Consider the following 21,668-nt stretch of genomic DNA (forward strand, 5'->3'; position numbering starts at 1 on the left):
CCGATGGAGTGAGTTGGTTACGCGGCGTTGCGGCATACGGGGGACGCCCGGCCGCACGGGAAGGGGCCGCCCGGTGCATCCCGGCCGGCCCCTCAAATCCGCCTGTGCCGCGGGCTACTTCACCGCGCCCGCCATGACCCCGGACACGAACTGCCGCTGGAACGCGAAGAACACCGCCAGCGGGATCACCATCGAGATGAACGCGCCGGGCGCCAGCACCTCGATATTGCTGCCGAACTGCCGTACCTGCTGCTGCAGCGCGACCGTCAGCGGCTGGGAGCCGGAGTCGGAGAACACCAGCGCCACCAGCATGTCGTTCCACACCCACAGGAACTGGAAGATGCCCAGCGACGCGATGGCCGGGGCACCCAGCGGCAGCACCACCGTCGTGAACAGCCGGGCCTCACCGGCGCCGTCCAGCCGCGCCGCCTCCAGCAGCTCCTTGGGGATCTCCGCGAAGAAGTTGCGCAACAGGAAGATCGCGAACGGGAGTCCGAACGCCACGTGGAACAGCACCACACCGGTGATCGAGCCGAAGATCCCCAGCTCGCCGAAGAGTTCGGACAGCGGGATCAGCGCCACCTGCACCGGCACCACCAGCAGCGCGATCACCACCATGAACCACCAGTCGCGGCCCTTGAAGTCCATCCACGCGAAGGCGTACCCGGCCATCGCGCCGATGATCACCACGAGCAGGGTCGCCGGGACGGTGATCCACACGGTGTTGAACAGCGCGCTGGTGATGTCGTCGTTCTCCAGCAGGGTGCTGTAGCTCTCGGCGGTGAGCTCGGCCGGTGCCGTGAAGACCCGCCACCAGCCCGAGGAGGCGATGTCGGTCGGCTCCCGGAACGAGGACACCAGCAGCCCGAAGGTCGGCACCAGCCAGAACAGCGCCACCAGCAGCAGGAACGCGCGCAGCGCCCCGCCGGCGGCGCCGCTCGCCACCCGGGAGGCCCACGACCGCTTGCCGCGCACGGGGGAATCGAGTGCGGTCACCGCTCGCGCTCCTTCCTGAGCCGGCGGATGTTGACGATCATCACCGGGATCACGAGCAGCAGCAGGATGATGCCGATCGCGCTGCCCATGCCGTAGTTGCCCCCGCCGCCGAACGACGACAGGAACAGCTGCAGCGCCAGCACGTTGGCCTCGTCCTGGGTGGGCTGCGGGACGATGATGTAGACCAGGTCGAAGATCTTCATCACGTTGATCATCAGCGTGATCAGGACGACGACCAGGACCGGTGCCAGCATCGGCACCGTGATCCTGCGGAACACCTGCCACTCGTTGGCGCCGTCGACCCGCGCCGCCTCCAGCAGGTTGCGGTCGACTCCGGCGAGCCCCGCCGCGATGAGCACCATCGCGAAGCCCGCCCACATCCAGACGTACGCCCCGATGATCGCCGGGGTCACCAGGGCCGGGCCGAGCCAGTCGACGCCGTTGTAGGCCGCCGCGAAGTTCGAACCCGGCAGGCGTAGTTGGGCGCCGTCGGCGGAGTCGGGCAGGGTGAAGGTGCCGTCCGCGCCGCTGGTCGCCGAGGCCACCACCTCGCCGTCCTTGACGGCTTCGACCTTCACGCCCTCCAGCGCCTTCTCGCCCGCGTCGACCTGGCCCTTCTCGCCGCCGCCACCCAGCTTGAAGTCCAGCCAGACCGTGCCGGTGACGCCGTCACCGGTCGCCGCCCTGGCGTCCTCGGGGGAGCCCGGCACCTTGTTCGGCGCGATACCGACGAGGGGGAGCAGCGCCGGGGTGCCCGCCTCGACCGTGCCCGTCGTGGTGAACGCACCGCCGCCGGACGGCTTCAGATCGCTCACCTGGGCGTTCGGGCGGGCCTTCGGATAGACGGAGGAGTCGGCGAAGGTGTCGTGCACCGAGGTCACGATCGCGTTCGCCACGCCCTGGTCCGGGTCCGCCTGGTACACCAGCCGGAAGATGATGCCGGCCGCGAGCATGGAGATCGCCATCGGCATGAAGATGATCAGCTTGAACGCCGTGCCCCAGCGCACCCGTTCGGTGAGCACGGCGAAGATCAGTCCCAGCACGGTGACCACGGCGGGCGCGACCGCCATCCAGATCGCCGTGTTGCGTACGGCGGTCAAGGTCGCGTCGTCCGTGAAGACGTCGACGTAGTTGTCCAGGCCGACGAAGCCGTCCCCGCCCGCGTCGTACAGGCTGCGCCAGACCGAGTACCCGATCGGGTAGACCACGAGCGCGCCGAGCAGCACCAGGGCGGGCAGCAGGAACAGCACCGCCACCCACACCTTGGTGCCCGTCACGCCCTTGCGCGGTGCCGGCGCGGTGCCGGCACTCCCGTTCGCGACGGCCGACATCCGTCAGCCGGTCTTGTACGCCTTGGCGGCGTCCGCCTCCAGCTTTTGCTGGGCGCCCGCCACATCGCCGGGGTTCTTCAGGAAGTCCTGCAGCCGCTTCCACTCGCCGATGCCCTGGGTGCCGCCGAACGCCGCCGGCGCCTGGTCGGACATGTCGAAGCGGAAGTCGTCGCCCGCCGCGGTCAGCGCCTTGGCGATGTCCCGGGTGACGTCGTCCTTGTACGCCCCCTGGTCCATCTCCTTGTTGGGCGAGATGAAGCCGCCCTGCGCCGCCCAGATCTCGGCCGCGTCGGTCGAGGCCAGGAACGTCATCAGCGCCTGCGCGCCCTTGCCGTCCTTCAGCGCCACGGCCACGTCACCGCCGCTGACCACCGGCGACTCGTCGCCGACCGCCGGGAACGGGAACACCTTGGCGTCCGTGCCGATCTTCGCGTCGGTGTCGGCGTTGATGGTCGCGGCGACGAAGTCACCCTCGAAGACCATCGCGGCCGGGGTGTCACCGGAGAACGTCTGGGTGACCGACTTCGGGAACTCCGTCTGCAGCGCGCCCGAGCGGCCGCCCGCGATCAGCTCGTCCTTGCCCCACAGCTCGGCGAGCGTGGTCAGGGCCTCCTTGACCGAGGGGTCGGTCCACTTGATCTCGTGCTTGGCCAGCTGGTCGTACTTGTCCGGGCCGGCCTGCGAGAGATAGATGTTCTCGAACCAGTCGGTCAGCGTCCAGCCGTCCGCGCCGCCGATGGACACGGCGGGGGAGCCGGCGTCGGAGAGCGTCTGGGCGGTGGCCAGGAAGTCCTTCCAGGTCTTCGGCTCCTCGGTGATGCCGGCGGCCTCGAAGGCGGCGGTGTTGTACCAGATGAGGGACTTGTTGGCGGCCTTCATGTAGACGCCGTACTGCTTGCCCTCGTAGGCCCCCAGCTCCTTCCAGCCCGTGGAGAAGTTCTTGTCCAGCTGGGCCTGGGTCTCGCTGCCGAGGGGCTTGGCCCAGCCCTTCTGGGCGAACTGGTGCAACACGCCGACCTGTGGCAGGAACGCCACGTCCGGTGGCTGGCCGCCCTGGATCTTGGTACCGAGGAAGGTGGAGGTGTTGTTGCCGGTGGGCACGAAGTTCACCGTGGCGCCGGTGCGCTTCTCGAACTCGTCCAGCACCTTGGTGAAGTTGTCCTGCTCGGGGCCGGTCCAGACGGCCGCGACCTCGAGCGTCTGTCCGTCGAGCTTGGGGAGTCGGACGGTGGAACCGGCGCCGGTCTCCTTTCCGCCGCCGCCGCCTCCGTCGCCGTTGTCGTCGTCTCCGCCGCAGCCGGTGAGGGCCAGCGCGAGCGCGCCGACGGTGGCCATGGCGATCCGGATGGTGCGATTCGTGCGCATCACTGCCCCGTTCTTCGTGCCTCGTTGCCTCGTCGCACGTTCGAGCGCTGTCTTGTTCTCGTTTGGTCTACGCCGGGTCCCGGAGGTCGGCAAGAGTGCCTGCGGTGTCAAGCAGGCGATCGTGACCGCGTCGTGACTGAGGCTCCACTCCTCCTAGAGCAGCGACGGCACCTCGGCGGCCGAGACCTCCTTCGCCGCTCGCTCCAGCGCGCTGGCCAGAAGGGCGAGGTCGGTCGGGCCGTTGCCCAGTTCGCGGACCGGGCGGCGGGCCGGGGGGTCGCCCATGCGGTGCCACTCCAGGGGGACGACGGTGGGGCGCAGGGTCGCGGTGCGGGGGATGCGGCCGGTGACCCGGCCGCCCTGGAAGGCGGTCACACGACCGTCCGCCCAGGCCAACCGGCCGCGGCCGGGCGCCGGTTCGTCCGGACCGGTGGCCGGGGCGTCGAGGGTGACCCGCAGGGTGGCCCGGCGCGCCGGCTCCGACTCGGCCGTACGGCCGTCCGCGCCCGTCGCGGCCAGCAGGTGGACGCCGAGCCGCTCGCCCTCCCGGGCCACCGCCTCCAGGGCGCGCACGACCGAGCCCGCGGCGGGCCGGCCGGGGGAGCCGAGGGCCGGGGAGACCAGGGCGTCGAGGTCGTCCACGACCACGACCAGGCGGGGCAGCGGCGGTGCCGCCTCCGTCTGCCGGCGGGCCGCCGCCGGGCGCAGCCGCAGGGTGGAACTGGGCGGGGAGTCCAGGTCGGCGGCTCCGCCGGCGCCGGTGCCCGTGCGCTGGGCGACCATCCGGCCCGAGACCATCCGGCCCGCGTGCCACTCCGTGAAGTGGGAACGGCCCAGCAGCTCGGCCCGCCGCTTCAGCTCGGCGCTCAGGGACTGGGCGAACTCCCGCATCCGGACCGGGTCGTTGGCGGCGAGGTGGGTGGTGACATGCGGGACGTCGGTGCACACGCGCAGTCCGTCGGCGCCGCTGCCGCCCGCGCTGTCCCGGCCGTCCATCAGGACCATGGTGAGCCGGTCGGGCCGCTCGGCGGCGGCGAGCGAGGCGATGAGCGCCCGCAGCAGCTCCGTACGGCCGCTGCCCGCGGGGCCCTCGATCAGCAGGTGCGGTCCGTCGGCCGCGAGGTCCGCGGAGACCGGGCCGCGCGGACCGGCGCCCAGCACGGCGCACGCGCGTCCGCCGAGCGCCTCGGTGTCGTCGGCCGCGTCCGCCCAACGGGCCATCAGGGAGGCCGGGGTGGCCCGGGCCAGGCCCAACTCGTCCAGCAGCCGCGCTGCTTGGGGCAACGGTGCGGAGACCCGCGGCTGCCGCTCTCCCACGGTGCCGTCCGGCCGCAGCGGTGCCAGGGCCCGGGCGAACCGCTCGGCCCAGGCGAGCGAGACGGCGTCCACGGTGGCCACGGTGCCGGGGGCGACGGGGGCCGGGTCGGCGTGGCCGTCCGCCCCGGCTGCGCGGGCGACCCGCATCAGCCGCAGCGCGGTCGCCACGTCGCCGCTCAGCAGGGCGACCGCGCCGCACTCCCGGAACGCCGGTGCCACCGCGCAGGCCGCCCGGTAGGTCTCGGTGACCGGAGAGGCGGGCGAGGCGGGGGGTGTCTCAGAGAGGCACACCACATGGATCCCGGCCCGCGGGCCGTCCGACGCCAGCCGGGCGACGGCGTCCCGGACGTCGGCGGCGCCGGGGTCTCCGTCCACCACGACCACGGTGTACGGGCCGGGGAAGGGGGCGGCCGGGTCGTCCTGGGCCCAGGAGGGCCGGTGCGCGGGGCGCGCGGAGGGCCGCTCGCCGTGGTTCAGGTGGTCGTCGAGCCGGCGCAGCAACTCGTCCGTGCGGGCCGTGGCCTGTTCGCGGTCGTGGGCCAGCAGCAGGCGGCAGTCCTGGCCGTGGGACGGGCGCAGATGCGGGAGCCAGCCCAGCCAGGACCAGTCGGCGGCGCGCTCCTCCAGCGGGCGGGAGCGGTCCGCGCTGATCAGCACGATCTCCAGGGCGTCCGGCGAGTGCAGCGCGGCGAGCTGGGCCACCACCGCGCGGGCCAGCCCGGTGAGCCGGGCGCGCGGGCCGGCCAGGCCCAGGGCGCCGGTCTCGCGCAGATCGGCGGTCACCGGTACGGCGGGCAGCAGTCCGGGGCCGTCGGGGGCCGGGCGGTCGGCGGTGCCGAGGCGGACGGTGAGCGCCTCGGGGTGGTCCGGCCCGCGCTCCCACAGGCGGGGGCCGGGGCCGAGGGCGGTGAGCAGCAGGGCGGCGGGGTCCGGCCAGGTCTCCGGGAGCCGGGCGGCGGCGACGGAGGGGTGCTCGGTCGCTTCGGGGCCCTGATCGTCGTAGGACTCCGCTTCGGGCGGGGCCGGTTCGCCGCGTCCGCCGGTCAGCCGTCGGGCCCAGGCGCCGAGACCGCCGCGCCTGCGCCCGCCCTGCGGGCCCTCGGTGCCGCGCGCCGGACTGCCTTTCCGGCCACCGCCCCGACGGTCCGCGTGGTCGCTGTCCGCGGAGGTACGGCTTCCGAGCGCGTCGGTGTCGGCCGGGAGCCCCGCGCGGTGGCTGTCCGCGGGGCCACGGCCGTCGGGCGCGTCCGCCGGAGCGCCCCCGCGGGGGTGGCCGTCGGCGGGGAGGCCCGCGCGGTCGTTGTACGCGGAGCCGGAGGTCTCGCGGCCTGCGCGGTGGCTGTCCGGGGAGGTGCGGCTGCCGGGTGCGTACGTCTCGCCGCGCGCGTCCGCCGGAGCGCTCCCGCGCGGGTGGGCATCGGCGGGGAGGCCCGGGCGGCGGCTGTCTGCGGAGGTGCGGCTGCCGGGTGCGTACGTCTCGCCGCGCGCGTCCGCCGGAGAGCCCCCGCGCGGGTGGCCGTCCGCGGGGAGGCCCGGGCGGTGGCTGTCCGGGGAGGTACGGCCGCCGGATGTGTAGGTCCCGCCGAGCGCGTCCCCGGGGGCCTCGCGGGGGTGGCTGTCTGCCGGAAGGCCCGCGCGGTCGCTGTGCGCGGAGCCGGAGGTCTCGCGGCCTGCGCGGTGGCTGTCTGCGGAGGTGCGGCTGCCGGGTGCGTACGTCTCGCCGCGGGCGTCCGCCGGAGAGCCCCCGCGCGGGTGGCCGTCCGCCGGAAGGCCCGCGCGGTCGCTGTACGCGGAGCCGGATGCCTCGCGGCCCACGCGGTGGCTGTCCGCGGAGGTACGGCCGCCGGACGCGTACGTCCCCCCGAGCCCGGGCCCGCCCGCCGGACGGCCACCCGGGGCCGGAGCGCCCCCGCGCGGCTGCCTGTCCGCCGGAGTGCCCCCGCGAGGGTGACGGTCCGCCGGAGTGCCCCCGTGAGCGTGACCGTCAGCTGGAGCGCCCCCGCGAGGGTGACCGTCCGCCGGAGCGCCTACGCGAGGCCGCGCGTCCGCCGGAGTGCCCCCGCGAGGCGCCCCGCCCGCCGGGAAGCCGGCACCGTGGGTGTCGCCCCCGCGCGGAGCCGGGACACGTGACCCGCGGTCCTCGGTGCGGGGCGCGCTGCCCTGCCCGTGCGTGCTGCCCTGTCCGGCCGCGCTGCCCTGCCCATGCGTGCTGCCCTGCCCATGCGTGCGGCCTTGCCCATGCGTGCTGCCCTGCCCATGCGCGCTGCCCTGTCCGGCCGCGCCGCCCTGCCCGTGCGTGCTGCCCTGCCCGGCCGCCGCGCTGCCCTGCCCGGCCGTGCCGCCCTGCGCGGGCACGACCGGACCGTGTTGCTGCGCCCCCGGCGTGGCCGAGGACGCCCCCCAGGCGGCCGAGCCGTAGCCGTGCCGGGTTTCCCCGGTGGGTTCGGAGGCGCCCGGCGCCGACTCCCCGCCCAGGTGGGCGCCGGACAGGCGGATGTGCCCCTCGCCGTCCGGCACCGTCGCCACCCGGGCCCCCGGTCCGCCCGCCGGGGCGAGCCGCAGGGCCGACTCGCCGATGCGCAGCAGCGCGCCCGGCGCGAGGCGGACCGGGCGGGTGCCCACGCGGGCGCCGTCCAGGGTGGTGCCGTTGGTGGAGCCGAGGTCGGCGACCGAGACGTGGCCGTCGGCGGCGACCGTGACCGCGCAGTGCAGCCGGGAGACGTCCGGATCGTCGAGAGGGACGTCGGCGTCGGCGGAGCGGCCGACCTCGATCCGGCCGCCGTGCAGGAGGTGGACGCCGCCCGCGTCGGGGCCCGCCACCACATGGAGCTGGGTCGGGGCGTCGTCGAACTCGGGATGGGCCTCGGGCTCGGCGGGGGCGCCCAGGGAGAGGACCGCGCCGTCGATCAGCGGGGGCTCGCCCAGGGTGCTGCGCGCGCTGTCGAGCCGCTCCGCGCCCGCGTACACCACCACGGGGCCCTCGCCCGCCGAGACCGCCGAGGCGAGCGCCGACGCCACCGCGGCCAGGGCGGTGCCGGCGGGCGCCGTGACCAGCACGTCGCAGCTCGCGGCGCGGCCCCGCGCGGCGGCGGGGGGCGGGCCCAGCGGGTCTACGACGGTCAGCCGGATCTGCATCGCCGTCAGCGGTCCCTTCTGCGCGGGCACCCGCGAACGGGGACGACGCCCCGCGGTCCCCCACCGCGGACTTCCCCCACCGCCACACGAGCACATCGGCCAGTACGGAAGGCATCCTCGCACCTGCCACTGACAACGCGCCCGCCGCCCGCTGACAAGTGATCTTGATTGGTCGGCTCTGCCCGTAAAAATGCCTGATACCTGACGCGCTCACGATCACTTGAGATCGGTCACGCACGGCTCGGGCAACCAAACAGAACGGCCCGAGCGTCTTTCCTGCGAACCTTTGCTTCGATCCGCCCGGCACTACAGTGGGTCGGAACATCGCAACACTTTCAGGCAATCAGCAGGGAGCGCGTGACGTGCGGCCAGTCGGCAGCAAGTACCTGCTCGAGGAGCCGCTCGGACGCGGCGCCACGGGCACCGTCTGGCGAGCCCGCCAGCGTGAGACCGCGGGCGCCGAGGCGGCCGTGCCGGGCCAGCCCGGGGAGACCGTCGCGATCAAGGTCCTCAAGGAGGAGCTGGCCAGCGACGCGGACATCGTCATGCGTTTCCTCCGGGAGCGGTCCGTCCTGCTCCGGCTGACCCACCCGAACATCGTCCGGGTCCGTGACCTGGTCGTCGAGGGCGAGCTGCTGGCGCTGGTCATGGACCTCGTCGACGGCCCCGACCTGCACCGCTACCTGCGCGAGAACGGCCCCTTCAGCCCGGTCGCCGCCGCCCTGCTCACCGCCCAGATCGCCGACGCCCTCGCCGCGAGCCACGCCGACGGCGTAGTGCACCGCGACCTGAAGCCGGCGAACGTCCTGCTGAAGCAGGACGGCGGCCAGATGCACCCGATGCTCACCGACTTCGGCATCGCCCGCCTCGCCGACTCCCCGGGCCTGACCCGCACCCACGAGTTCGTCGGCACGCCCGCGTACGTCGCGCCCGAGTCCGCCGAGGGCCGCCCGCAGACCTCCGCCGTCGACATCTACGGCGCCGGCATCCTGCTGTACGAGCTGGTCACCGGCCGGCCCCCGTTCTCCGGCGGCTCGGCCCTGGAAGTCCTGCACCAGCACCTGAGCGCCGAGCCGCGCCGCCCCTCCACGGTCCCCGACCCGCTGTGGACGGTGATCGAGCGCTGTCTGTCCAAGGACCCCGACCGGCGCCCCAGCGCCGAGAACCTCGCACGCGGCCTGCGCGTGGTCGCCGAGGGCATCGGGGTGCACGCGAACTCCGCGCAGATCGCCGCCGCCGACGGTGTCGCCGCGCTGCTCGCGCCCGACCCGGCGCCCGCCCCGGTCCCGGGCTCGGCCGACCCCACCCAGGTGCTGCCGCACGGCGCCGGGGGCTACGACCCGAACGCCGCCACCAGCGTCCTGCCGCACACCGGGGGACCGTCCGGCGCCGCCGACCCCACCGCCGTCCTGCCGCCCGTGCCGCAGAACGGGCCCGGGGGAGCCTCGCCCGAGGAGCCGCACCCCTGGCAGAACCAGCTGCGGGCCGCGCGCGACCGTAACGAGCAGACGCAGGTCCAGTACCTCGACCCCGGCCAGGACCCGCTGCGCCGCCGCCCCCAGCGCCAGGTCGCGCGCCCGCAGCAGCCGCCGCAGCGCCGTCCTCAGCAGCAGCAGCCCGGTTACGGCTATCCGCAGCAGGGGCAACAGCCGCAGCAGTACGCCCCGCAGCAGCAGCCACAGCGCCGGCCCCAGCAGCAGCCCCGCCCCCAGCAGCCGCAGCGGTACGCGCCACCGCCCGCCCCCGAGCCCCAGCGGCCGCAGCGGGAGCCGCGTCAGCCGCGCCAGCGCAGCGCCAACCCGATGCGGATCCCCGGTCTCGGCTGCCTCAAGGGCTGCCTGTTCACGTTCGTCATCCTGTTCGTGGCCGGATGGCTGGTGTGGGAGCTGAGCCCGCTGCAGGACTGGATCGGTACGGGCAAGGGGTACTGGGAGCAGCTCACGGACTGGTTCACCACGGTGACGGGATGGATCGGCGACCTGAGCGGCGGATCCTCCGGTCAGTAGCGAGGTCGGTAGCGACTCTGTGGATTTGTCGACACCCGGCGGGTGATTTCCGCCTCCGCGGTGAAGGCCGGCTCTCCGGACGCGTAGTTTTGTCGGCAACACGCGTCTGTAGGAGCAGCCTTGGCACGGAAGATCGGCAGCCGGTACACCGCCCACCAGATCCTGGGCCGGGGCAGCGCCGGCACGGTGTGGCTGGGCGAGGGACCCGAGGGTCCCGTCGCCATCAAGCTGCTGCGCGAGGATCTCGCGTCCGACCAGGAACTCGTCGGACGCTTCGTGCAGGAGCGCACGGCGCTGCTCGGTCTCGAGCACCCGCGGGTCGTCTCCGTGCGTGACCTGGTCGTCGACGGCAACGACCTCGCGCTGGTCATGGACCTGGTCCGGGGCACCGATCTGCGCACCCGCCTGGACCGGGACAAGCGGCTCGCGCCGGAGGCCGCGGTGGCGATCGTGGCGGACGTGGCGGACGGTCTCGCGGCGGCGCACGCGGCCGGGGTCGTGCACCGCGACGTGAAGCCGGAGAACGTCCTGCTGGACATGCAGGGCCCGCTGGGCCCCGGCGGCGCGCACCCCGCGCTGCTGACCGACTTCGGCGTCGCGAAGCTGATCGACTCCCCGAAGCGGACCCGGGCCACGAAGATCATCGGTACGCCGGACTACCTGGCGCCGGAGATCGTGGAGGGGCTGCCGCCGCGGGCGTCGGTGGACATCTACGCCCTGGCCACGGTGCTGTACGAGCTGCTGGCGGGCTTCACGCCGTTCGGCGGCGGCCACCCCGGGGCGGTGCTGCGCCGCCATGTGACGGAGACGGTCGCCCCGCTGCCCGGCATCCCGGACGAGCTGTGGCAGCTGATCGTGCAGTGCCTGGCGAAGGCGCCGGCCTCCCGGCTGCGCGCTTCGGAGCTGGGGGCGCGGCTGCGCGAGCTGCTGCCGATGCTGACGGGCATGCCGCCGCTGGACGTGGACGAGCCGGACACCGAGCCGGTCGAGGCGGAGACGGCCCCGGAGGCCCCGGTGCCCTCGGCTCCGGTACGCCGGGGCGCGGTGCCCCTGGTGCCGGGCGCGAAGCCGGCCGACTCCAACCGCGACACCCATACGTCGATGAGGGTGCCGGGCCCGGACGAGCTGGCGGGCGGCGCCCGCGGCACGGCCCGGGTGCCCCGCGCCGCGGGCGCCCCCCGCCCGGGCTCGGCCCGGCACCGCGCGGCCACCCGGCGGCGCCGGCTGGCCCTGGGGGCGGCGGCGGTGGCCCTGGTGGCCGCGGCGGGCGCCGGTACCTGGCTGGCGACGTCGGGGGACGACTCGGGGGCCACTCCGCGCGACGACATGGAGAACTCGGCACCGGAGACTCCCTGACCGCGAGGCGACGGCCTGCGGGAACTCGGCACCGGAGACTTCTTGACCGCGAGGCGACGGCCTGCGGTGGCTCGCGGGCATTCGGCGCCCGGGACTTCTTGACCGCGAGGCGACGGCCCGTGGGAGCGCGGCATCGGAGGCTTTCTGGCCGCGAGGCGGCGGCCCGCGGCGGCCCGTGGGAGCCGGTCGCACGGGCGCCGGGCGGCCACCGGCCCTCGGCGCTCGACGGAGCCGTTACGCTGGGAGCGTGGCAGTCGTCGATGTATCCGAAGAGCTCAAGTCCCTCTCCTCGACCATGGAGTCGATCGAGGCCGTTCTGGACCTCGACAAGCTGAGGGCAGACATCGCCGTGCTCGAGGAGCAGGCGGCCGCGCCGTCCCTGTGGGACAACCCGGACGAGGCGCAGAAGATCACCAGCAAGCTCTCCCACCTCCAGGCCGAGGTGCGGAAGGCCGAGACCCTGCGCGGTCGCATCGACGATCTCGCCGTGCTCTTCGAGATGGCCGAGGAGGAGGACGACCCGGACACCCGCGCCGAGGCCGAGTCCGAGCTGACCTCCGTCAAGAAGGCGCTGGACGAGATGGAGGTCCGGACCCTGCTCAGCGGGGAGTACGACTCCCGCGAGGCGCTGGTGAACATCCGCGCCGAGGCCGGTGGCGTCGACGCCGCCGACTTCGCCGAGCAGCTGCAGCGCATGTACCTGCGCTGGGCGGAGCGGCACGGCTACAAGACCGAGCTGATCGAGACCTCGTACGCGGAAGAGGCCGGCATCAAGTCGACCACCTTCTCCGTGCAGGTGCCGTACGCCTACGGCACGCTCTCCGTCGAGCAGGGCACGCACCGCCTCGTGCGGATCTCGCCCTTCGACAACCAGGGCCGCCGCCAGACCTCCTTCGCGGGCGTCGAGGTGCTTCCCGTGGTCGAGCAGACCGACCACATCGAGATCGACGAGTCCGAGCTGCGCATCGACGTGTACCGCTCGTCCGGTCCCGGCGGCCAGGGCGTGAACACCACCGACTCCGCGGTGCGCCTCACCCACCTCCCCACCGGCATCGTCGTCTCCTGCCAGAACGAGCGGTCGCAGATCCAGAACAAGGCCACCGCCATGAACGTCCTCCAGGCCAAGCTGCTGGAGCGGCGCCGCCAGGAGGAACAGGCCAAGATGAACGCCCTCAAGGGCGACGGCGGCAACTCCTGGGGCAACCAGATGCGTTCGTACGTCCTGCACCCGTACCAGATGGTCAAGGACCTGCGGACGGAGTTCGAGGTCGGCAACCCGCAGGCCGTGCTCGACGGTGAGATCGACGGCTTCCTGGAGGCCGGAATTCGCTGGCGCAAGCAGCAGGAGAAGTAAGCGGAGCGCTTTGTCGACAAGGCAACTGCCGCCTTCGGGGCGGCAGTTGCCTTTTCTGCGCCCGATGTCTGGGTTTTACATCACACTCACAGGCGTTCTCCTCCGGCAAAGAACCCGTACCAGGACATCGCGTACGCAACGGCCTTGACGTTGCTTTGAAAAATCGGAAGGGTGCAGCGTGGCATGCGTATCTCCGGGGCGCATGTGAACCGGGGGGCTCGAGTTCAGCTCCTTCGTCGATCACCGCCCCCGAGCGCCGCCTCACTGACGATGAGCTACTGGGGGTAGCAACCACATGACCAAGAAGACGCGGATCCGTGTCGCGCGGATCGCGGCCGGTGCCGTGATCGCGGCCGGCGCTTCGCTCACTGCCGCCGGCGTCGCTGCCGCAGACACGGGCGAGGACTGCGGCCTGCTCGGCATCTGTGTCACGCCGGAGCCGGACCCGGAGCCCACCACCGAGGAGCCGGAGCCGGAGCCGACCGAGCCGACCGTCATCCCGACCGAGCCCACCGGGGAGCCGGAGCCGACCGACCCGCCGGAGCCCACCGTGGAGCCGACGGAGCCGACCGAGGACCCGGAGCCCACCGAGGACCCGGAGCCCACCGACGAGCCGACCGAAGACCCGGGCAACGGAAACGGCGGCGGCAACGGCGGCGGCGACAACACCGACCCCGACGGCGGCTCCGGTGACTCCGCCCAGCAGGAGGGCTCCTCCTCCCTGACCGACACCGGTGAGGAGACCGCCTCCGACACCTCCGCCCAGGGCAGCGGTGAGGAGCTGGCCGAGACCGGTGCCGCGCAGACCACCTTCCTGATCATCGGCGCCGCCACGATGATCGCCGGTGGCGTCGGCTTCCGGGTGCTTCCGCGCCTGGTGGGCGGCCGGGGCGGTGCGGCTGCCTGACGGTAGCCGCCCGCGCACACCGTGTGTGACGAAGGGCCCGGAGCGCAGTGACGCTCCGGGCCCTTCGTATGTCTTCGCGCAGGTCTCGCGAGGCCGCTCTACGCGGTCTGGTGCGCCAGCAGCGCCAGCGCCGCGATCAGCACCGCCAGCAGTGCGATCAGCGTCATCGGGGTCAGGTTCCCGAGCGGGTTCTCCTGCTGCAGCCGTTCGCGGTTCGCCCGGCAGACCGGGCAGCGGCCCTCGTTCACGGGCGCCGCGCAGTTCGCGCACACCAGCCGGTCGTACGTCATGCGCCTCGCCCTTCTTGTGAGTGGTTCCAGGGGGAGAACGTCTCAGGGGCGCAGAACGTTCCCCCACCTACTGTGCCAGGTTCCTCCGGAGGCTGCCTGGGCGCCGGGAAAGGGGGCGGCCGGAGCCCGGTACAAATACGCACATCCGTGGTGCAACCCCGACCGGCGCCTGCGCCCCCGCACCCGACTCGCGTATGGTCACGCTCATCTACCCCCGGCGACCCGTGGTGCATCCGTGATCCGATTCGACAACGTATCCAAGGTCTACCCCAAGCAGACCCGCCCCGCACTCAGGGATGTCTCCCTGGAAGTGGAGAAGGGCGAGTTCGTGTTCCTCGTGGGGTCCTCCGGCTCCGGAAAGTCCACCTTCCTGCGGCTGGTCCTCCGCGAGGAGCGGTGCAGCCACGGCCAGGTGCACGTTCTCGGCAAGGACCTCGCGCGCCTGTCCAACTGGAAGGTCCCGCAGATGCGGCGCCAGCTGGGCACGGTGTTCCAGGACTTCCGGCTGCTGCCCAACAAGACGGTCGCCGAGAACGTCGCCTTCGCGCAGGAGGTGATCGGCAAGTCACGCGGGGAGATCCGCAAGTCCGTGCCGCAGGTGCTCGACCTCGTCGGGCTCGGCGGCAAGGAGGAGCGCATGCCGGGCGAGCTGTCCGGCGGTGAGCAGCAGCGCGTCGCCATCGCGCGGGCCTTCGTCAACCGGCCCAAGCTGCTGATCGCCGACGAGCCCACCGGCAACCTCGACCCGCAGACCTCCGTCGGCATCATGAAGCTGCTGGACCGGATCAACCGGACCGGCACGACCGTGGTGATGGCGACGCACGACCAGAACATCGTGGACCAGATGCGCAAGCGCGTCATCGAGCTGGAGAAGGGCCGCCTCGTCCGCGACCAGGCCCGCGGCGTCTACGGCTACCAGCACTGAGACCGCAGCGAGTTCCACGGAAAGGCTTGAAGCAGACGCCATGCGCGCCCAGTTCGTACTGTCCGAGATCGGTGTCGGTCTCCGCCGCAATCTGACGATGACGTTCGCCGTCATCGTCTCCGTCGCCCTGTCGCTCGCCCTGTTCGGCGGGTCGCTCCTGATGAGCGACCAGGTCAGCACCATGAAGGGCTACTGGTACGACAAGGTCAACGTCTCGGTCTTCCTCTGCAACAAGAGCGACGCCGAGTCCGACCCCAACTGCGCCAAGGGCGCGGTGACCTCGGACCAGAAGAAGGAGATCCTCGCCGACCTGAAGAAGATGACGGTCGTCGACACGGTGACGTACGAGTCCCAGGACCAGGCGTACAAGCACTACAAGGAGCAGTTCGGCGACTCCCCGCTGGCCAGCTCCCTCACGCCGGACCAGATGCAGGAGTCGTACCGGATCAAGCTCACCGACCCGGAGAAGTACCAGGTCATCGCCACCGCCTTCGACGGGCGCGACGGGGTGCAGTCGGTGCAGGACCAGAAGGGGATCCTCGACAACCTCTTCGAACTGCTCAACGGCATGAACTGGGCCGCCCGCGCGGTGATGGCGTTGATGCTGGTGGTCGCGCTGATGCTGATCGTCAACACCGTGCGCGTCTCGGCGTTCAGCCGGCGGCGCGAGACCGGGATCATGCGCCTGGTCGGTGCCTCGGGCTTCTACATCCAGGCGCCGTTCATCATGGAGGCCGCGGTCGCCGGGCTGATCGGTGGCGCGGTCGCCTGCGGATTCCTGGTGGTGGCGCGGTACTTCATCATCGATCACGGACTCGCGCTCTCCGAGAAGCTGAATCTGATCAACTTCATCGGCTGGGACGCGGTGCTGAAGTACCTGCCGCTCATCCTCGCGACGAGCTTCGTGATGCCGGCGTTGGCCGCGTTCTTCGCGTTGCGCAAGTACCTGAAGGTGTGACTCTTGCCAAGAGGGGCCGTCCGGTCAACCGGCCGTACGGCCCCTTGCGTTGTCCTAGACTCACCGGCATGTCAGGCCGTGACCTGTTCTGTCAGCCCCGCCGCATGCGCCGCGGGGCCGCCCTGACATTGGTGTTCACCAGCGTGCTGGTCGCCGGAGCGGCCACCGGATCGCTGCCCGGACCCGACCGGAAGTCGGCCCCCGCAGCGGCCCGTTCGACCACCGCGGCCCGCCACGAGCAGGTCGCCGAGGCCGCCGCCGAGGCCATGGCCGACGGCAAGTCGCCCATGGAGGCCGCCGAGCGCGCCGTCAGCCGCAGCGGGGACCGCTGGGCCGCCGTGTACTCCCCGGGCGAGTACGAGGAGTTCGAGGAAGCCCTCGACGGCCGCTACACCGGCGTCGGGCTGCGGGCGCGGCGCGAGCGGGACGGCCGTATCGAAGTGACCAAGGTGCGCGCCGGGTCGCCCGCCGCCACCGCCGGGATCCGGGCCGGTGACCGGCTGCGCAGCGTCGACGGCGAGAAGGTCGACGGGCGCCCCGTCACCGAGGTCGTCTCCTTACTGCGCGGCGACGCCACCGACGCCCCCGCCGGTACGACGGTCCGGCTCGGCATGGAGCGCGGCACGCGCGCGTGGAGCCTCACCGTGCGCCGCGCGGAGCTGTCCACGGACTCCGTCACCGCCCGCCGGATCGCCGGCGGCGTCACGGTCATCCGCATCGACTCCTTCACCAAGGGCTCCGGCACCGCGGTGCGCACCGCCGTACGGCAGGCCCCGGGCGGCGGCGGGATCATCCTCGACCTGCGCGGGAACTCCGGCGGCCTGGTCACCGAGGCCGTCACCGCCGCCTCCGCCGTCCTCGACGGCGGCCTGGTCGCCACCTACGACGTGGACGGCGAGCAGCGCGCCCTGCACGCCGAGCCCGGCGGCGACACCACCCGCCCCCTGGTCACGCTGGTCGACGGCGGCACGATGAGCGCGGCCGAGCTGCTCACCGGCGCCCTCCAGGACCGCGGCAGGGCGGTCGTGGTGGGCTCCCGCACCTTCGGCAAGGGCTCGGTGCAGATGCCCAGCCGGCTGCCGGACGGGTCGGTCGCCGAGCTGACCGTGGGGCATTACCGGACGCCGTCCGGGCGGGAGGTCGACGGGCGGGGCATCACGCCCGACCTGGAGACCGACGATCAGGCCCTGGAGCGGGCGCGGACCGTGCTCGGCGGGCCGGGCGACCGGTAGTCCGCGCCCCCCGCCGATAAGCACTGGTACCGGGCCCCCTCTCTAGTGCGAAAATGGCGGCACTATGAGCAAGGGAATGTACGTACCGAAGGAGGCCCAGCCCAAGCAGGGCGGGGCGGCCGCCAAGGCCAGGGACGGCGAGAAGGGCGGCAAGCGCAAGATCGTCGCGCAGAACAAGAAGGCCCGGCACGACTACGCGATCATCGACACCTACGAGGCCGGGCTGGTGCTCAGCGGTACCGAGGTGAAGTCGCTGCGCCAGGGCCGGGCGTCGCTGGTCGACGGGTTCGTCCACATCGACGGCGGTGAGGCGTGGCTGCACAACGCCCACATCCCGGAGTACGCCCAGGGCACCTGGACCAACCACTCCGCGCGCCGCAAGCGCAAGCTGCTGCTGCACCGCGAGGAGATCGACAAGCTGGCGGTCAAGGCCGACGAGACGGGCCACACGATCGTGCCGCTCGCGCTGTACTTCAAGGACGGCCGGGCGAAGGCCGAGATCGCGCTCGCGCGGGGCAAGAAGGAGTACGACAAGCGCCAGACCCTGCGGGAGAAGCAGGACCGGCGGGAGTCGGACCGGGCGATCGCGGCGGCGAAGCGGAGGCAGCGGGGCCAGTAGGAATACGGTGGCACGCCGGTGCGTTGGTCACGTACGATGGCACCTGCACCTCACCGAGGGTGCGCGGTTTGAAAAATCAACATGGGGATGATCGGTTTCGACAGCGGATGTCGAAGCAGGGGAAGCGTGTCGAGGAAGCGGCAATGATCTCGTAAACCATATGTCGCAAACAATAATCGCCAACACCAAGCGCGATTCCTTCGCCCTCGCTGCCTAAGTAGCGACTTGCGAAGTGTCAGCCCGGGGCTGTTCCCGACCCGGATCCTGGCATCAGCTAGGGAACTAAACCTTGATCCCGGTCACGGGGTGAAGAGGGAAATCAAACAGTGACTGAGCCCGTTCCGGACTTGTCTGGGTGATCCGGAGGGCTGAGAAACTCGTACCAGACTGCACACGGAGAAGCCCTGATTCTGCACCGTTGGACGCGGGTTCGATTCCCGCCATCTCCACAATTCCCATGTACACGAGGGCCCGGCGGCCACACACCCGCCGGGCCCTCGTTGTGTTGTCCGGCGCCATACCGGCGGGTGGTTCACGGTTCTACGGTCCCTCCCCATGACGCACACCAGAGCCGCGACCCTTCTCACCGTCCTGACGGCCCTTCTCGCCGTCCTGATCACCCCGGCGCCCGCGTCCGCCGCCTCCCTCCAGGAGGTCACCGGGTTCGGGAGCAACCCCGGAGCCCTGCGGATGTTCCGGTACGTCCCCGACGGGCTCCCCGCCGGGCGGCCCGTGGTCCTCGCCGTGCACGGGTGCACCCAGAGCGCCTCCGGGTACGCCACCGGCACCGGCTGGCTCCGGCTCGCCGACCGCTGGGGCTTCTCCGTCGTCCTGCCGCAGCAGCAGAGCGTCAACAACGCCTCCGGCTGCTTCAACTGGTTCCAGAGCGGCGACATCCAGCGCGGCCAGGGCGAGGCCGCCTCCCTCGCGCAGATGGTGGACCGGCAGCTCGCCGATGCCGGCGGGGACGCCTCGCGGGTGTACGTCACGGGGCTCTCCGCCGGGGGCGGCATGACCGCCGTGATGATGGCGGCGTACCCGGAGAAGTTCCGGGCCGGCGGTGTCGTCGCCGGGCTGCCGCACGGGTGCGCCCAGGCCGCCGGGTCGCCGTACGTGTGCATGTACGTCGGTGCCACCCAGACCCCGCGCCAGTGGGGCGACCGGGTGCGGGCCGCCCGGCCGGGATACGCCGGGCCCTGGCCCACCCTCACCGTCCTCCACGGCACCGCTGACTACACGGTGAAGCCCGTCAACATGACGGACCTGGTGGAGCAGTGGACCGACGTGCACGGCGCCGACCAGTCGGCCGACGTCCAAGACACCGTCGCCGGCTACCCCCACCAGGTCTTCCGGGGCCCCGCGGGCGACCCCGTCGTCGAGACGTACAGCATCACCGGCATGGGCCACGGCCAGCCCGTCGACCCCGGCACCGGGAGCGCGCAGTGCGGGTCGGCCGGTGCCTACTTCCTCGACGTCGACCTGTGTGCCGCGCACCGGCTCGGGCAGGTGTGGGGGCTCGGCGGTTAGCCGCGCGGCGCCACGCTCTGCCGTTCCGTCAGCCGGGGCGGCAGCAGGGTCGCCCCGGGTACGGCCGCGCCCGTCAGCTTCCGCATCAGCAACTGCACCGCGCGCTCGCCCAGTTCGGCGGTGGGAAGGGCGACGGAGGTGATCGGTACCCGGAGCGCGGTGGCCGTTTCGGCCGGACAGATGGCCGTGACCGAGAGGTCGGCCGGGACGCGCAACCCGAGGTGCTCGAAGGCCGCCAGCAGCGGATTCAGCACGGGTTCGTTGTGGACCACCACGGCCGTCAGGGCCGGCTGCTCCCGCAGCAGCCGTTCCGCCAGCGCTCCGGCCGCCGCGGGGGTCGGCTCGCAGGGGTGGACCGAGGAGGTCAGGCCGGAGCGGTCCGCCGCCGTGGTGAAGCCCTCCGCCACCCGCTCGGCGAACGCCGTCCCGCGCGCGTACACCTCCGGCGGGGAGCCGATCAGGGCCACCACCCGGTGGCCGCGCCGCGCCAGATGGTCCACGCAGACCTCGCCCGCCGCCCGGAAGTCCAGGTCTACGCAGGTCAGACCCGGAGCGGCGGCGGGCAGGCCGATCATCACCGACGGCAGGTCCAGGGCCCGGAGCAGCGGCAGGCGCGGGTCGTGCAGCTGTACGTCCATCACGATCAGCGCGTCCGCCAGGGCCGTGTCGGCGACGCGGCGCAGGCCCTGCACGCCCTCCTCCTGGGTCAGCAGCAGCACGTCATGGTCGTAGCGTCGCGCCGCCGTCACCACCGACGCCGCGCACTGCATCACCACCGGGACGTGCATGCCGGGCCGCAGGGGCACCACCAGCGCCAGGACCTTCGAGCGGGCGCTCGCCAGGGCGCGGGCGCCGGCGTGCGGGCGGTAGCCGAGTTCGCGGATCGCGCGGGCGACGCGTTGCCGGGTCTCCGCGGAGATCGGGCGCTTGCCGCTGAGGGCGTAGCTGACCGTACTGGGGGACACCCCGGCGCGCCGGGCCACATCAGTGATCTTCACCATCGGGCACCCTCACGTGACGACACGTCGAAGCGCTTCGACGGGGGAAGGTAGGCGAGGGACGGGGGTGGGTCAATGGGTGGGACGGGATTGGAGGTTACGGTTCGCCCGGCCGAACCCCCGCCTGCCCACGCCGGCTCCCGCCCCTCGGGCGACCGCGAGCGTCAGCGCCAGGACGGCCGCCGCCACCGGCACGCCGTACCCCGCCGTCGGCGACACGTGTTCCGCGGTCCAGCCGCCGGCCGCGCTGCCGAGGGCGATGCCGCCGAGCAGGCCGGTCACGGCGAGGGTCATGCCCTCGTTGAGGCGGTCCTCGGGGGTGCGCCGCTGGACCAGCGTCATGTTGGTGATCATCGTGGGGGCGGTGGCCATCCCGGACACCAGCAGGGCGCCCGCCAGGACCACGAGGGAGCCGGTGAGCGACGCGGCGAGCAGGGGCAGCGTCAGCAGCGCGGCCATCGCGGCGAGGCACCACGGATAGCGGCGCTCGGCGGAACCGCCCGGCTGCAGCGCCCCGTACAGCAGTCCCGCCGCACAGGAGCCGCCCGCCTGGAGCGCGAGGATCACACCGGCCGCCGTGCCGTGCCCCTGTTCGTCCGCGAAGGCGATCGTGACGACCTCCAGGGCGCCGAACACGGCCCCCATCGCCAGGCAGACGGCGAGCAGGGAGGGCATGCCCGGGGCGCGGTACGGCGGTTGCGTGGCGGTCGCCGGAGGCCGGAGCGGCGGCTCGGTCGAGCGCTGGGCGGTGAACAGCGCCATGCCCGCCACCAGGAGCAGCACCCCCACCAGCGTGCCCGCCTCCCGGAAGAGACTCCCGCACAGGACGGCCGCGAGGACCGGGCCCAGCATGAAGCAGAGCTCGTCCGCCGCCTGCTCGAAGGAGTTCGCGCGGTGCAGCGCCGCCTGGTCGCCCTTGAGCAGATACGCCCAGCGGGCCCGGGCCATGCCGCCGGTGTTGGGGGTGGTCGCGGTGGCGGCGTACGCGGCGAAGAGGGTCCAGCCGGGGGCGCCGGTGCGCACGCACAGCACGAGCGCGAGCCCTCCGAGGGCCGCGACGAGGGTGGCGGGCAGGGCGACCCGGGCCTGGCCGTACCGGTCGACCAGCCGCGCGATCCAGGGGGCGACCAGCGCGGTGGCGGCCAGGCCGGTCGCGACCACGGCACCGGCCAGGGCGTACGAGTCCCGCGTCCCGGCGATCATGATGACCGCGCTCACGCTGAACATGCCCATGGGGAGGCGGGCCAGGAGGTTCCCGGCGGTGAAGGCGCGGGCGCCGGGTATGACGAACAAGCTGCGGTATCCGGAGGCCGGTCTGCGGTATCCGGAGGTCGGTTGCGGCATGGGGCAAC

16 protein-coding genes and 1 other RNA gene are annotated in these 21,668 nt (G+C 72.9%); 10 read left to right on the forward strand and 7 right to left on the reverse strand.

The annotated features are described in order from the left end of the window. Positions 1 to 114: 114 nt before the first annotated feature. The 4 genes from ACWD1Z_RS15650 to ACWD1Z_RS15665 all read right to left on the reverse strand — a co-directional run bounded on the left by ACWD1Z_RS15650 (position 115) and on the right by ACWD1Z_RS15665 (position 8,144). A complete protein-coding gene (locus tag ACWD1Z_RS15650) occupies positions 115 to 996 on the reverse strand; it encodes a carbohydrate ABC transporter permease (RefSeq protein WP_451118984.1) in 882 nt (293 codons plus the stop codon). Next, the gene (locus tag ACWD1Z_RS15655; protein WP_451118986.1) at positions 993 to 2,327 is read right to left on the reverse strand and encodes an ABC transporter permease subunit; all 1,335 of its coding nucleotides are present in this window, start codon (positions 2,325 to 2,327) and stop codon (positions 993 to 995) included. Before ACWD1Z_RS15655 ends, ACWD1Z_RS15650 begins: the two co-directional genes overlap by 4 nt. Positions 2,328 to 2,330: 3 nt before the next feature. Continuing rightward, positions 2,331 to 3,692: an ABC transporter substrate-binding protein gene (locus tag ACWD1Z_RS15660; protein ID WP_451118988.1), complete on the reverse strand. Its 1,362-nt coding sequence runs from the start codon at positions 3,690 to 3,692 to the stop codon at positions 2,331 to 2,333. 153 nt (positions 3,693 to 3,845) lie between these two features. Continuing rightward, positions 3,846 to 8,144, reverse strand: coding sequence for an FtsK/SpoIIIE domain-containing protein (locus ACWD1Z_RS15665; RefSeq protein WP_451119330.1), 4,299 nt, complete (start codon positions 8,142 to 8,144; stop codon positions 3,846 to 3,848). Between the two features lie 362 nt (positions 8,145 to 8,506). Here ACWD1Z_RS15665 and ACWD1Z_RS15670 point away from each other — a divergent pair, with 362 nt between their 5' ends. From ACWD1Z_RS15670 to ACWD1Z_RS15685, 4 genes are all read left to right on the forward strand, one after another. Then, positions 8,507 to 10,150, forward strand: coding sequence for a serine/threonine-protein kinase (locus tag ACWD1Z_RS15670; RefSeq protein WP_451118990.1), 1,644 nt, complete (start codon positions 8,507 to 8,509; stop codon positions 10,148 to 10,150). Positions 10,151 to 10,270: 120 nt separating this feature from the next. Next, on the forward strand, positions 10,271 to 11,506 hold the full coding sequence (locus ACWD1Z_RS15675) for a serine/threonine-protein kinase (protein WP_451118991.1): 1,236 nt from the start codon (positions 10,271 to 10,273) through the stop codon (positions 11,504 to 11,506). Positions 11,507 to 11,753: 247 nt separating this feature from the next. Then, positions 11,754 to 12,860: a peptide chain release factor 2 gene (gene prfB / locus ACWD1Z_RS15680; protein ID WP_451118993.1), complete on the forward strand. Its 1,107-nt coding sequence runs from the start codon at positions 11,754 to 11,756 to the stop codon at positions 12,858 to 12,860. A gap of 295 nt (positions 12,861 to 13,155) precedes the next feature. Further along, entirely contained in the window at positions 13,156 to 13,767 is a 612-nt protein-coding gene (locus ACWD1Z_RS15685) for a hypothetical protein (RefSeq protein WP_451118994.1), read from the forward strand. 98 nt (positions 13,768 to 13,865) lie between these two features. Here the strand turns inward: ACWD1Z_RS15685 and ACWD1Z_RS15690 are convergent, their stop codons facing one another. Then, entirely contained in the window at positions 13,866 to 14,057 is a 192-nt protein-coding gene (locus ACWD1Z_RS15690; RefSeq protein ID WP_451118996.1) for a hypothetical protein, read from the reverse strand. A 235-nt stretch (positions 14,058 to 14,292) separates the two neighbouring features. Between ACWD1Z_RS15690 and ftsE the strand changes: the two genes are divergently transcribed. From ftsE to ACWD1Z_RS15720, 6 genes are all read left to right on the forward strand, one after another. Then, positions 14,293 to 14,982, forward strand: coding sequence for a cell division ATP-binding protein FtsE (gene ftsE, locus ACWD1Z_RS15695; RefSeq protein ID WP_130436517.1), 690 nt, complete (start codon positions 14,293 to 14,295; stop codon positions 14,980 to 14,982). Between the two features lie 40 nt (positions 14,983 to 15,022). After that, entirely contained in the window at positions 15,023 to 15,940 is a 918-nt protein-coding gene (ftsX, locus tag ACWD1Z_RS15700) for a permease-like cell division protein FtsX (RefSeq protein WP_389415691.1), read from the forward strand. A gap of 68 nt (positions 15,941 to 16,008) precedes the next feature. Next, positions 16,009 to 17,172, forward strand: coding sequence for a S41 family peptidase (locus ACWD1Z_RS15705; protein WP_451118998.1), 1,164 nt, complete (start codon positions 16,009 to 16,011; stop codon positions 17,170 to 17,172). Between the two features lie 76 nt (positions 17,173 to 17,248). Then, complete coding sequence (smpB, locus tag ACWD1Z_RS15710; protein ID WP_451119332.1) at positions 17,249 to 17,791, forward strand: SsrA-binding protein SmpB; 543 nt, start codon at positions 17,249 to 17,251, stop codon at positions 17,789 to 17,791. Positions 17,792 to 17,874: 83 nt separating this feature from the next. Continuing rightward, positions 17,875 to 18,243, forward strand: a transfer-messenger RNA (tmRNA) gene (gene ssrA, locus ACWD1Z_RS15715). Positions 18,244 to 18,346: 103 nt separating this feature from the next. Further along, positions 18,347 to 19,318 (forward strand): extracellular catalytic domain type 1 short-chain-length polyhydroxyalkanoate depolymerase, encoded by a 972-nt coding sequence (locus ACWD1Z_RS15720; RefSeq protein ID WP_451119000.1) that lies wholly within the window; start codon positions 18,347 to 18,349, stop codon positions 19,316 to 19,318. Here ACWD1Z_RS15720 and ACWD1Z_RS15725 read toward each other — a convergent pair. Together ACWD1Z_RS15725 and ACWD1Z_RS15730 are read right to left on the reverse strand one after the other, a co-directional pair. After that, complete coding sequence (locus ACWD1Z_RS15725; protein ID WP_451119001.1) at positions 19,315 to 20,319, reverse strand: LacI family DNA-binding transcriptional regulator; 1,005 nt, start codon at positions 20,317 to 20,319, stop codon at positions 19,315 to 19,317. The genes ACWD1Z_RS15720 and ACWD1Z_RS15725 overlap by 4 nt on opposite strands. 69 nt (positions 20,320 to 20,388) lie before the next feature. Continuing rightward, a complete protein-coding gene (locus tag ACWD1Z_RS15730) occupies positions 20,389 to 21,660 on the reverse strand; it encodes an MFS transporter (RefSeq protein WP_451119003.1) in 1,272 nt (423 codons plus the stop codon). Positions 21,661 to 21,668: the final 8 nt, after the last annotated feature.

The organism is Streptomyces sp. NPDC002784 (genome assembly GCF_053592135.1).

Coding starts and splice junctions, on each gene's coding strand:
- ACWD1Z_RS15690 (WP_451118996.1), bottom strand. CDS start 14,057: ATGACGTACGACCGGCTGGTGTGCGCGAACTGCGCGGCGCCCGTGAAC.
- ACWD1Z_RS15660 (WP_451118988.1), bottom strand. CDS start 3,692: ATGCGCACGAATCGCACCATCCGGATCGCCATGGCCACCGTCGGCGCG.
- ACWD1Z_RS15655 (WP_451118986.1), bottom strand. CDS start 2,327: ATGTCGGCCGTCGCGAACGGGAGTGCCGGCACCGCGCCGGCACCGCGC.
- smpB (WP_451119332.1), top strand. CDS start 17,249: ATGTACGTACCGAAGGAGGCCCAGCCCAAGCAGGGCGGGGCGGCCGCC.
- ACWD1Z_RS15685 (WP_451118994.1), top strand. CDS start 13,156: ATGACCAAGAAGACGCGGATCCGTGTCGCGCGGATCGCGGCCGGTGCC.
- ACWD1Z_RS15725 (WP_451119001.1), bottom strand. CDS start 20,319: ATGGTGAAGATCACTGATGTGGCCCGGCGCGCCGGGGTGTCCCCCAGT.
- ACWD1Z_RS15705 (WP_451118998.1), top strand. CDS start 16,009: ATGTCAGGCCGTGACCTGTTCTGTCAGCCCCGCCGCATGCGCCGCGGG.
- ACWD1Z_RS15665 (WP_451119330.1), bottom strand. CDS start 8,144: ATGCAGATCCGGCTGACCGTCGTAGACCCGCTGGGCCCGCCCCCCGCC.
- ACWD1Z_RS15730 (WP_451119003.1), bottom strand. CDS start 21,660: ATGCCGCAACCGACCTCCGGATACCGCAGACCGGCCTCCGGATACCGC.
- ftsX (WP_389415691.1), top strand. CDS start 15,023: ATGCGCGCCCAGTTCGTACTGTCCGAGATCGGTGTCGGTCTCCGCCGC.
- ACWD1Z_RS15720 (WP_451119000.1), top strand. CDS start 18,347: ATGACGCACACCAGAGCCGCGACCCTTCTCACCGTCCTGACGGCCCTT.